11 protein-coding genes and 1 pseudogene are annotated in these 11,587 nt (G+C 67.4%); 8 read left to right on the top strand and 4 right to left on the bottom strand.

Going from position 1 to position 11,587, the window contains the following annotated elements:
* Window positions 1–415: 415 nt before the first annotated feature.
* Window positions 416–955 (bottom strand): WG repeat-containing protein, encoded by a 540-nt coding sequence (locus tag AC5P7I_RS12055; RefSeq protein WP_032960809.1) that lies wholly within the window; start codon window positions 953–955, stop codon window positions 416–418.
* Window positions 952–2,658 (bottom strand): alkaline phosphatase, encoded by a 1,707-nt coding sequence (locus AC5P7I_RS12060; RefSeq protein WP_046431863.1) that lies wholly within the window; start codon window positions 2,656–2,658, stop codon window positions 952–954. Before AC5P7I_RS12060 ends, AC5P7I_RS12055 begins: the two co-directional genes overlap by 4 nt.
* A 154-nt stretch (window positions 2,659–2,812) precedes the next feature.
* Here AC5P7I_RS12060 and AC5P7I_RS12065 point away from each other — a divergent pair, with 154 nt between their 5' ends.
* On the top strand, window positions 2,813–4,147 hold the full coding sequence (locus AC5P7I_RS12065; protein ID WP_262088024.1) for a dicarboxylate/amino acid:cation symporter: 1,335 nt from the start codon (window positions 2,813–2,815) through the stop codon (window positions 4,145–4,147).
* Window positions 4,148–4,360: 213 nt separating this feature from the next.
* Here the strand turns inward: AC5P7I_RS12065 and AC5P7I_RS12070 are convergent, their stop codons facing one another.
* Complete coding sequence (locus tag AC5P7I_RS12070; RefSeq protein WP_005414115.1) at window positions 4,361–5,134, bottom strand: C40 family peptidase; 774 nt, start codon at window positions 5,132–5,134, stop codon at window positions 4,361–4,363.
* A gap of 131 nt (window positions 5,135–5,265) precedes the next feature.
* Window positions 5,266–5,805: a C40 family peptidase gene (locus AC5P7I_RS12075; protein ID WP_026347086.1), complete on the bottom strand. Its 540-nt coding sequence runs from the start codon at window positions 5,803–5,805 to the stop codon at window positions 5,266–5,268.
* 111 nt (window positions 5,806–5,916) lie between these two features.
* Here AC5P7I_RS12075 and AC5P7I_RS12080 point away from each other — a divergent pair, with 111 nt between their 5' ends.
* The 7 genes and pseudogenes from AC5P7I_RS12080 (at window position 5,917) to AC5P7I_RS12110 (ending at window position 11,467) form a co-directional block, all read left to right on the top strand.
* Window positions 5,917–6,399 (top strand): FKBP-type peptidyl-prolyl cis-trans isomerase, encoded by a 483-nt coding sequence (locus tag AC5P7I_RS12080; protein WP_014647924.1) that lies wholly within the window; start codon window positions 5,917–5,919, stop codon window positions 6,397–6,399.
* A 99-nt stretch (window positions 6,400–6,498) separates the two neighbouring features.
* Complete coding sequence (locus tag AC5P7I_RS12085) at window positions 6,499–7,743, top strand: DUF418 domain-containing protein (RefSeq protein WP_041863671.1); 1,245 nt, start codon at window positions 6,499–6,501, stop codon at window positions 7,741–7,743.
* Between the two features lie 26 nt (window positions 7,744–7,769).
* Window positions 7,770–7,931, top strand: a pseudogene (locus AC5P7I_RS12090) (amino acid dehydrogenase); the annotation flags it as partial.
* A complete protein-coding gene (gene gorA / locus AC5P7I_RS12095) occupies window positions 7,928–9,286 on the top strand; it encodes a glutathione-disulfide reductase (protein ID WP_049442360.1) in 1,359 nt (452 codons plus the stop codon). The pseudogene AC5P7I_RS12090 and the gene gorA, both read left to right, overlap by 4 nt.
* A gap of 160 nt (window positions 9,287–9,446) precedes the next feature.
* Window positions 9,447–10,367 (top strand): DMT family transporter, encoded by a 921-nt coding sequence (locus tag AC5P7I_RS12100; RefSeq protein WP_019660628.1) that lies wholly within the window; start codon window positions 9,447–9,449, stop codon window positions 10,365–10,367.
* On the top strand, window positions 10,274–10,702 hold the full coding sequence (locus AC5P7I_RS12105) for an MGMT family protein (protein ID WP_401730001.1): 429 nt from the start codon (window positions 10,274–10,276) through the stop codon (window positions 10,700–10,702). The genes AC5P7I_RS12100 and AC5P7I_RS12105 overlap by 94 nt, the downstream gene beginning before the upstream one ends.
* A gap of 93 nt (window positions 10,703–10,795) precedes the next feature.
* Entirely contained in the window at window positions 10,796–11,467 is a 672-nt protein-coding gene (locus tag AC5P7I_RS12110) for a rhomboid family intramembrane serine protease (RefSeq protein ID WP_014647919.1), read from the top strand.
* Window positions 11,468–11,587: the final 120 nt, after the last annotated feature.

Here is an 11,587-nt window from a genome sequence, read left to right on the forward strand (position 1 = left end):
CCGTAAACCCCCAGGCCGGCCCAGCCGCTGGCGGCTGTGCGTTCGGGCGCTTGCGAAGCAGTGCTTCGCAAGCAAAGCGCCCTCACCCATGGGGGCTTGGCCGCGGCATCCATGCCGCGGACACTCCCGCAACCGGACCCATCCCGCCTTTGACAGTTTCCTGCGAACTGTCGGAATGGCTCTTGGGGTCAGATCCGTTTTCCTGCGGAAAACGGATCTGACCCCGGATTCAATTCGATATCTGAGAGAAAAATCGTGTCGACCAAGCTCGACACCTACCAGGAGCAACAGCAACCGCCGTGGTTGCCGGCCGCCCCGCCATCCCACGGAATGCACGCTGTTGCTGTTGCTGTTGCTGTTGCTTCGGCCGTTGCCGTTGCATCGGCAGGTGCAGGGCGCAGCCCTGCCGAAAAACCTACTTCACCCGACGGCCCGCGCGGTCGATGCGGAACCACTCCCCGCCTTCCATCGGCGTGTGGCCATCGGCATCCGGCGTGCCGCGCCGACAGCCGTTGCAGACCTCGGCCACGCCATCCTGGAACGGCCACCCGAAATCGTAGGTGCCGGGCACCACCTGGCGGAACGTCAGGTCGAAGTAGCCGACACGGTTGCCGACGCGGCCGCGCAGCAGGCCTTCCTGCGGTGTTTCCGGGCCGTTGTCCCAGGTCAGCACAGGCAGGCTGCGGCCCTTGCGGTCGACGTAGTGGAAGCCCTGGTCGGCATACACCACGGCCAGGCCGTGGTCGTCGTAGTTCAGGTCCTTCAGCGCATCGGCGCTGATCTTCGGCCGGTGATCGACCACCTCGCAGTTGGGCAGCGGCCACAACCCGTGTTCGTCGGTCAGCAGCTTGCAGGCCGGCGCCTGCGCCAGCGCGCTGGAACCGGCCAGTACGCCGAGCAGGACCAGCGACCGCGCGAAGCGGCCGCGGTCGAGGCGGGCCTGCCGCACGATCACTTGGCCTCGGCCTTGCGCTCGAAGGCCGTCGGTGCCGGCAGCTGCACCGGCACGCCCTTGTCATCGCAGGTGCCGGCCTGGCACAGGCGCTCGCGCAGGGCCGGGGTGGCCTGCACGATCATGTGGTAGATCGCGTTCTGTTCCAGCGTGCCGCGGATCGCCTTGCTGCCCGGGCCACGCGCCCAGATGCCGACATCCTCACCACCGTGCGATTCGGACTTCATCGGCACCAGTGCTTCCTGCATGTAGTCCGGATGCTCGGTGTCGACCTCGCGCAGGTTCGGGCGGCCGTTGGCCGGTTCGAAGCTGCTCGGGTTGTGCGGGTAACGCTTCGGGCCGGCCGGCTGCTGGTTGCTGCTGCCGGTATGGCCCGGGCCGTTGGCATAGCTCAGCGTGGTGTACGGCTGGCCGGTGCCGTCCAGCGCGTAGTCCAGCTTGCCGGCACCATCTTCGCCGCCCTTGTCCTTCACCTTGCCCAGGATCGGATTGCCACGTGCCGGGTAGCCGACGAAGTTCAGCGTATGCGAGTGGTCGGCGGTGACGATGATCAGGGTGTCGTCGGCCGAGGTCAGCTCGTTGGCCACGCGCACCGCGTCGGACAGCGCCACGGTCTCGGTCAGTGCACGGAAGGCGTTGCCGCTGTGGTTGGCGTGGTCGATGCGCGCGCCTTCGATCATCAGCACGTAGCCTTCCTGGTGCCTGGCCAGATTCCTGATCGCTGCAGCCGTCAGTTCGGCCAGGCTCGGCTCACCGCCCGGATCCTGCGGGCGCTCGTATTCGTAGCGCATGTGGTCCGGTTCGAACAGGCCGAGGATGGCCGGCGCATTGGCGGCCGCCGCCAGCTGCTTGCTGTTCCACACGTAGGCACCCTGCGGGTGCGCCTGCTGCCATTCCTGCACCAGGCTGCGGCCATCCAGGCGCTGGCCGACCTTGTCGTCGTATTCCGGATCGCGCTCTTCCACGGTGGTGAATTCACCGCGACCGCCGCCGAGAGCGACCAGCGGGCCGCGCCCATAACGCGAGGTCGACAGCAGCTGCTGTGCGATGTCCTTGCAGCCTGCAGCCTTGGCCGCTTCAGTCAGGTCGGTGTCGTTTTCCCAGTTGCGCTCGGGCGAGTGCGCATAGGTGGCAGCAGGGGTGGCATGGGTCAGGCGCGCGGTGGACACCACACCGGTGGCCAGGCCGGCGCTGTCGGCCAGCTGCAGCCAGGTCAGCAGACCCTTGGACAGGCTGTCGGCGCAGTCGGTGCGGCTGCCGGCGCTGACACCGATCGCGCCCATGTGGGTCTTCACGCCGGTGGTGATGGCGGTCATGGTGCCGGCCGAGTCCGGCGTCTGCGAATCGGTGTTGTAGGTCTTGCTGAACGCCGTGGCCGGGAAGCGCTCCCAGGACAGCAGGTTCTCCTCGCCCGAGCCACCCTTCTGCTGGCCTTCGTAGATGCGCGAGGCGGCCACGGTGGTCAGGCTCATGCCGTCGCCGAGGAACAGGATGACGTTCTTCGCCTTGCCGGACATCGCGCCGTTGGCGGCGGCCTGGGCGGCGCCACTGCGGTACCACCATTGCGGGGTCTCGCCGGCCGGATGGGCGACCGGGTCGACGGCGACCTTCAGGCCGGCCGGGGCAGAGGCGGGGGTGGTGCTGGCGCAGGCGCCCAGCAGCAGGGTGGTGGCGCAGGCGGCCAACAGGGAGACGGAACGGCGCATGGACGCTGGGATCTCACAAACTGTAACGGGACGTTCATTATGCCCGCCCCTGCAAGGCACGCCGATGACACACTGATTTGCCGGCCGGGCGGTCGTTCTGCGGGCCGCCTTGGGCTATCGTGCCAGCATCCCTTCCTTCCCCTCTGGATTGCCTATGAAGCTGGTCTCTGCCTGGCTGCGGATTCCATTCTGGCAGCGCGTGGTCGGTGGCTTCGTGCTCGGCGCGCTGGCCGGCTGGGCGCTTGGCCCGGCCGCGGAAACGTGGTTCGGCCCGCTCGGTGAGCTGTACGTCACCCTGATCAAGATGATCGCCGTGCCGCTGGTGTTCTTCGCGGTCATCAACGCGATCTCGTCGCTGCACGGGCAGAAGTCGGTCGCCGCGCTCAGTGGCCGCACCTTCCTGTGGTTCGTGATCACCGCGGCGCTGGCGGTATGCGTTGGGCTGGGCGTGGGGACGGTGCTGCAGCCCGGTGCCGGCGGGCTGCAGCTGACCATGGCCAGCAACTACGTGCCGCGCGAAGTGCCCAGTGTGGTGCAGGTGCTGCTGGACGTGGTGCCGGCCAATGTCTTCTACGCGCTGTCCGGCATCGGTACCAAGGTCAATGCGGCCGGTGAGACCGTGCTGGCGGCCGGTCGCGGCTCGATCCTGCCGGTGATCTTCTTCGCCGGCCTGGTGGGCTTTGCCATCGTCAAGCTGGGCGAGAAGGTGACCGAGGCGCGCAAGCTGGTCGGCCAGATGAGCGACATCATGATCCAGGTGACCCGCTTCGTGCTGGAAGTCACCCCGATCGGTACCTTCGGCCTGATCGCCGGCCTGGTCGGCAGCTATGGCTTCGAGAAGCTGCTGCCGCTGGGCCATTTCGTGCTGGCCCTGTACGTGGCCTGCGCCCTGCACATCGTGGTGGTCTACAGCGCGCTGCTGCTGGCGCACGGCCTGAACCCGCTGAAGTTCTTCCGCGGCGCGGCGCCGGGCATGCAGGTGGCCTTCGTCAGCTCGTCCAGCTTCGCCGCGATGCCGGTGGCGCTGCGTTCGATCACCCACAACCTGGGCGTGCACAAGGACTACGGTTCATTCGCGGTGCCGCTGGGCGCCAGCATCAAGATGGATGGCTGCGGCGCGATCTATCCGGCGCTGTGCGCGGTGTTCATCGCGCAGTACAGCGGTGTGCCGCTGACCCCGGAGCAGTACGTGGTGGTGCTGATCGCCTCGGTGCTGGGCAGCTTCGGTACGGCCGGCGTGCCGGGTACCGCGGTGATCATGGCCACGGTGGTGCTGAGCGCAGCCAACCTGCCGCTGGAGACCATCGGCTATCTGTATGCCATCGACCGCATCCTCGACATGATGCGCACGATGACGAATGTGACCGGCCAGATGCTGGTGCCGGTGATCGTGGCCAAGGAAACCGGGCTGCTGGACCAGGCGGTGTATGACAATCCGTCCAGCAATGTGGGCGTGGACGATCCTGACCCGACACCGCCACGCAGCTGAGGTTGCGTGGAGATGAAAGGCCCGCCCTGACCGGCGGGCCTTTCGTTTGGGAGATGGCTGACGCGCTGCCGGCCGTGGTAGATCCACGCCATGCGTGGATGGAGGCGGTGCCGACCAAGGTCGGCAGCTACCCACCATTACGCGGGCCCCAACAAAAAAGCCGCTGCAGGGCAGCGGCTTTCTCGTGTCAGACGGCGCTGTGACGCCAGCCGGTCAGAGGTCGACCCGGCGGGCCTGCATGAACTTGTTGCCCCAGTAGCCACTGAGCAGGGTGTCCACGCGGACGTCCTTGCCCGAGCTCGGCGCGTGCAGGAAACGGCCATCGCCGACGTAGATGCCGACGTGGTCGACGCGGCCCTTGCGGCCGAAGAACACCAGATCACCCGCGGCCAGCGCGGTGCGGTCGTTGATCAGTTCGGCATTGTCATCGTGGGCCATCTCGCGCGAGACGCGCGGAAGTTCGATGCCCAGGGCCGAACGGAACACATAACCGACCAGGCCGCTGCAGTCGAAACCGCTGTCCGGGTTGCTGCCACCCCAACGGTACGGGGTGCCCAGCAGGGTCATCGCGCGGCGCAGCAGCGACTGCACCTTGCCGTTGTCGGCGGCGGTGCCGACGACGCTGCCATTGGCGGCGCTGCTGGTGTCGTAGTTGGCGAGCAGGCGGCTGAGGTCGCCGGCCACCACGGCCGAGCGGTCCATCAGCGGAATGGTGTCGTTGGCGGCCAGGTGCGGCAGCAGGGCGGCCAGCGTGGCACTGGCGGCGGCATCGACGCGGCTGCGCTGCGGAGCGGCAGCCTCGGCCTTGGCGGCCGGTCGGGCGGTGCTCTCGGCCACCGGGGCCGGGGTCACATCGGAACGGTTCGGAGCAGTCTGCGACCAGGCCGGAAGGCTGGTCAGACACAACGCCAGGCCAAGCAACAGCGGGCGGGCACTACGTGAAGATACGGAAGTCTGGCCTTCGCTTTTCAGGTCGTCAGTCGTCACGCGTCGGTCACAGGAAAAAAACGATGGGGCATCATGCCCTGTAAAAGCGCGGATAAGTTAAAAATTCCGTTAGTAATTCGTTAGTTACACAGTGATGTTCGTCACAGTTTTGAATATATCGCCTGTTCATTTTAGCGAAGGACGCGTTTCGCCCCTGTGTAGTGGTCCTTCCAGTAGGGACCGCTGAGCGAGTCCAGGCGCACGGTGCCGCCGGTGCTCGGCGCATGCACGAAACGCCCTTCACCTACATAAATACCGACGTGGGTGACGCTGCCGCGGCTGCCGAAGAACACCAGGTCGCCGGTGGCCAGGCGCTGCGGGTCGATCTTCGGGCCCTGCACCGCCGCCAGGTCGCGGGAGGTGCGCGGCAGCCGCAGGTCCAGCATCTCGCGATAGACATAAGCGACCAGGCCGCTGCAGTCGAAGCCCGAATCCGGGGTGTTGCCGCCATAGCGGTAGGGCGTGCCGACCAGGCTGATGGCGCGCATCAGCACCGAGTTGGCAGCCTCGGGGTTGTCCGGCACGGTCTTTGGCCAGTTCGCCGTGGGCGGGGGCGGGGCCGGGCGGGTGGCCTTGCCACCGCCACAGGCGGTCATCAACAGGGGCAGGGCCAGCAGCAGGGCCGGGGCGAGAAACCGGCGCTGGCCGGACGAAACTGGCGTGATGTGCATGATCTCCGGATAATGCGCCACCTTGGATTGGCCGTCATGATGGCGGCGTCCCCGCCGGGCGACAACCCGCCCCAACCCGCCTGCCTCCGGCAGATCCAGACAGAGTTGCGCATGAAGATCGAAAAAGACCGCGTTGTCCGCTTCCACTACACCGTTTCCGAAGTCGGCCAGGAGCCGATCGAATCGTCCAAGGACCGCGGCGAGCCGCTGGCGATCCTGATCGGTCACGGCAACATCATCCCGGGCCTGGAAAACGCCATGATGGACAAGGAAGCCGGCGCGACCTTCAACGTCGACGTCAAGGCGGCCGATGCCTACGGCGAGCGTCGTGAGGGCCTGTCCCAGCGCGTGCCGAAGAAGCACTTCGGCAATACCAAGCTGGCGCCGGGCCAGCAGGTCGTGCTGCAGACCAACTTCGGCCCGCGTGCGGTGACCGTGCAGAAGGTCGGCATGAGCGTCGTCGACGTTGACCTGAACCATCCGATGGCTGGCAAGGACCTGCACTTCGACGTCGAAATCGTCGACGTGCGCGAAGCCGGCAAGGAAGAGCTGGACCACGGCCACGTCCACGGCGACGGCGGTCACCAGCACTGATCGCAGCGCGATCGTGATGGCAGCAATGGCCCGCTTCGGCGGGCCGTTGCGTTTCTGGAACACGCCGCGGCCATCCATGGTGCACGGGCCGGCGGCATAATGGCGGACCTGCCTGACGGACGCCCCGTGAACGCCGCTTCTCCTTCCCTGCAGCCGGTGGCTTCCGGCGAACGCATCGCCGTGCTGGACGTGCTGCGTGGTGCTGCGCTGCTGGGCATCCTGCTGATGAACATCGAGGCTTTCAGCGGCCCGCTGGACCTGGCCTTCACCGGCATTGACGTGCACTGGCGGGGCATCGATTACTGGGCCGACGCCTTCGTCTATGTGTTCGTGCAGGGCAAGTTCTTCACCCTGTTCTCGCTGCTGTTCGGTGCCGGCTTTGCGGTGATGGCGCAACGCGCCGAGGTGGCCGGGCGCGACTTCACCCCGTTCTACCTGCGCCGCAGCGCCGGCCTGCTGCTGATCGGCCTGTGCCATGCACTGCTGGTCTGGTCCGGCGACATCCTGGTGATGTATGCGCTGGTCTCGTTGCCCTTGCTGGCCTGCCGCGAGGCGCCGCGCAGCTGGCTGCCGTGGATGGGCGTGATCGTCTACCTCGGCGGTGTAGCGATGATGCTGCTGGTGGGTGCGATGGTGTCGATGGCGTCGGCCGAAGAGGTGCAGGGCATGCTTGCCGAGGCGCAGCAGAGCATCGACCTGCAGCGGCAGGTGTACGGGCAGGGCAGCTGGGCGCAGGCCACTGTGCAGCGCCTGAGCGAGTTCGGCACCTCGATGGGCGCGTTGCTGATCAGCGGCCCGGAAGTGCTGGGCATGTTCCTGCTCGGCAGCTGGTTCGCCGGCAGTGGCGCGCTGGCGACGCCGGAGCGCTTCCCGCGGCTGTACGCGTCGCTGCGCTGGATCGCACTGCCGCTGGGGCTGCTGGTCACGCTGCTGGGGGTTGCCTGGAAACCCTACCTTGCACCCGGCGCCTACAACCTGCCGGTGACCGCGGCGATGGCCCTGGTCACGGTTGGCGGGCTGCCGATGTGCCTGGGCTACCTGGCGTGGATCGTGCACTGGCGCACGCGGCTGGCGTGGCTGGCGCCGGTGGGGCGCATGGCGTTGACCCACTATCTTGGCCAGTCGCTGCTGTGTACCTGGACCTTCTACCACTACGGCCTGGGCAGGTTCGAGATGATGCCGCGCAGCGTGCAGCTGCTGTTCGCGCTGCTGTTGTTTGCCGTGCAGGTGGCTGTTTCGCACGCGTGGCTGGCGCGCTTCCGCTTTGGTCCGATGGAATGGCTGTGGCGTGCAATGACCTACCGGCAGTGGCCACCGATGCGGCGCAGGACGAAGCAGGGGTGAGCGATGAGCGCGCACGCGCTGTGCCGATCGGCCGCGCGCCCGCGCATCCTCACGTCTGGCCTGCAGCGGGGCATGGCATGCTCGGCGTCAGCATGAGCGCCGGCATCGGCCAGCGGATCGCCGATCTCGTCTGCGGCCACACGCCAGCGATCGATCCTGCCCCTTACCGACCCGAGCGATTCCGATGAGCACTGCATCCTATGATTACGACCTGATCGTCCTTGGCGGCGGCTCCGCCGGCCTGGCCGGTGCGATCCGCGCCGCGCAGCATGGCAAGCGCGTGGCAATGCTGGAACCCGGCGAACTGGGCGGAACCTGTGTCAATGTCGGCTGCGTGCCGAAGAAGGCGATGTGGCTGGCGGCCGACCTGCACGAGCGCATCGGCCTGGCCAATGCGATGGGCTTCGATGTCGAGGCACGCCCGGCGCTGTCGTGGAAGGAACTGGTGATCCATCGCCAGGCCTACATCAGCAACATCCACACCAGCTACCACAAGCGCCTGGACGAAACCGGCGTGGTGCGCATTCCGGCACGTGGCCATCTGCTTGATGCGCACACCGTGGCCTGCAGTGATGGCGTGCACTACAGCGCCGAACACATCCTGATCGCCACTGGCGCGCATCCACTGCGTCCGGATATTCCCGGCGCGGAGCTGGGCCTGGTCTCCGACGATTTCTTCGACCTGCGTGCGGCGCCGGCCGAGGTGGCGATCATCGGTGGTGGTTACATCGCGGTGGAGCTGGCTGGCCTGCTGCAGGCGCTCGGCAGCCGCGTGAGCCTGCTGGTGCGCGGCAAGCGCCTGCTGGAGCGCTTCGATTACGAGCTGACCGATCAGCTGGCCGAGAACCTGAAACAGCAGGGCGTGCGGATCCATTTCGACTATCGCCTGCGCGAACTGCAGCGCGATGGCGAGCGCGTGCGGGCGTTCGGCCATGACGGCCCGATCGACAGTGTGTTCGATGCGGTGTTCTTCGCTGCCGGCCGCCGCGGCAACAGCCGTGGCCTGGGTCTGGAAGCGCTCGGCATCGACATCGGCGAGCACGACCAGGTGCAGGTGGACGAGTGGCAGACCACCCGCGTGCCGAGCGTGCACGCGGTCGGTGACATCGCCGGCAAGGTCGGCCTGACCCCGGTGGCGGTGGCCGCTTCGCGGCGGCTGATGGACCGCCTGTTCGGGGGGCGCCCGCAGTCCAAAATGGATTACGAGAACGTGGCCAGCGTGGTGTTCTCGCATCCGCCGCTGGGCGCGGTGGGCATGAGCGAGGAAGAAGCGCGCCGGCGTTTCGACCAGGTGAGCGTCTACCACAGCCGCTTCCGCCCGATGCTGCAGGCCCTGGCCAATGGTACCCAGCGCAGCCTGTTCAAGATGGTCTGTGCCGGTCCGGAAGAACGCGTGGTAGGCATCCACCTGCTGGGCGAAGCGGCCGACGAGATCCTGCAGGGCTTTGCGGTGGCGGTGAAGATGGGCGCGACCAAGGCCCAGTTCGACGACACCGTGGCGATCCACCCGACCTCGGCCGAAGAAGTGGTGCTGATGCGCTGAGCCGGGATGTTGTGGGGCCGAGCCCTGCTCGGCAGCCTTTCGCACCGGCCTGGCGACGCCGAGCGCAGGCTCGGCTCTACAGGGTAGCGGGCGCCCCCATGCGACAATGAGCGTCCCCCACGCCTTACCGGGCCGCTCTGCGCGGCCCGCCGTCGTCCTGATGTCCACTCCCGCTTCCCGCATCGCCACTGCTTCCCCACGCATTGCGCTGGGCGGCATCGGCCTGGCCGCGATCGGCGCCATCGCCGCGTCGGGCAAGGCGATCATCGTCAAGCTCGGCCTGCGCCACGGCGTCGATGCCACCACGCTGCTCGCCCTGCGCATGCTGATGGCGCTGCCCCTGTTCGTACTGATGGCACTGTGGGCCGCGCGCCGGGCCGAGCCGTTGTCCTGGGCCGACCGTGCCCGCGTGCTGTGGCTGGGTTTCACCGGCTACTACCTGTCCAGCCTGCTCGACTTCCAGGGACTGCAGTACATCAGCGTGACCCTGGAGCGGCTGATCCTGTACTTGAACCCGACCCTGGTACTGCTGATCAACGTGCTGCTGGCGCGCCAGCGGCCGGGCCGCTGGCAGATCGGTGCGCTGGTGCTGAGCTACCTCGGCGTGCTGCTGGCCTTCGGCCACGATCTGCAGCGCGAGGGTGGGCAGATCATCGTCGGCAGCCTGCTGGTGCTGGGCAGTGCCCTCAGCTATGCGCTGTACCTGTTCGGCAGTGGGCAGGTGGTCGCGCGCATCGGTGCGGTGCGGCTGACCGCCTATGCCAGCTGCGTGGCCAGCGTGCTGGTGCTGCTGCATTTCGCGGTGACCCATCCGCTGCCGCTGCTGTGGCAGGCACCGGCGCCGGTGCAGTGGCTGTCGTTGGTCAATGCCACCGTGTGCACGGTGCTGCCGGTGCTGGCGATCATGCTGGCGGTGCAGCGCGTGGGTTCGTCGCTGGCCGCGCAGGTCGGTATGCTGGGCCCTGTTTCCACCATCGTGATGAGCCTATGGCTGCTCGACGAACCGATGGGGCCGGCGCAGATCGCCGGCACCGTGCTGGTGCTGATCGGCGTTCTGCTGGTGACCCGCCTGCGGCGCTGACGCCGGAGCAGGCGCGTGCGCGCATCCTGGCGGTGATCCGCGCAATCCCGGCGGGGCAGGTGATGGGCTACGGCCAGGTGGCGATGCGCGCGGGCCTGCCCGGGCGTGCACGCCTGACCGCACGCATCCTGGGCCAGAACGACGACCCGGACCTGCCCTGGCACCGCGTGCTGCGCTCGGACGGGCGCATTGCCATGGAAGAAGGGTCGGCCGGCTGGCGCGAGCAGTCACAACGGTTGCGCGCCGAGGGTGTGCGGGTGGAGAACGGCCGGGTGCGGATGCCGGCGACCGATCCGGCGGCGGCGCTGGACGCAGCGGTGTGGGGCCCGGGCTGAGCACCGCTGGCGACTGAACAGGCCGGACCTGCGGGTCGCCAACAAGACACGATGCTGCGGCTATGATGGAGGCCGTTCCATGCCGGTGCTCCCATGTTCCCGCGACTGCCAACCGTCACCAAGGCCCTGCTGATCGCCAACGCGATCCTGTTCCTGCTGCAGCAGCCGTTCCTGCTCGGCATGCAGACCTTCGAGCCGTTCATGCTGCAACCGTTGCAGCAGGGCTTCGACGCGTTCTCGCCGGGTGGCAACTTCCAGCCTTGGCAGCTGCTGACCTACGGTTTCCTGCATGGCAGCTTCGGCCATCTGTTCTTCAACATGCTGGCGGTCTTCATGTTCGGCGCGCCGCTGGAGCAGACCTGGGGCGAGAAGCGCTTCCTGCTGTACTACCTGGTGTGCGTGGCCGGTGCCGGTGTCTGCCAGCTGCTGGTGGGTACGCTGCTGGAAAACCCTGCCACGGTGCTGGGCGCCTCCGGCGGCGTGTTCGGCCTGCTGCTGGCCTACGGCATGCTGTTCCCGAACCAGCGGGTGATGCTGCTGTTCCCGCCGATCCCGATGAAGGCGCGCACTTTCGTGATCCTGTTCGGTGTGGGCGAGCTGGTGCTGGGCATGACCGGCTGGCAGCCGGGCGTGGCCCACTTCGCGCACCTCGGCGGCATGCTGTTCGGCTGGTTGCTGATCCGCTACTGGCGCGGGCAGCCGCCGTTCAAGCGCCGCCCGCCCGGCCCACCGAAGCGCCCGAACCATCTGCGCAGCGTCAAATGATCCGAAGGATCATTTGACGCTGCAGGTGCCGACCGTTGGTGGGCACGCCTTCTCCCACGCGGGCAGGTGCCAACCCTGGTTGGCACGCTTTGAATGGGATCATTTGACGCTGCAGGTGCC

Source organism: Stenotrophomonas sp. YJH_SMC_138 (assembly GCF_059369855.1).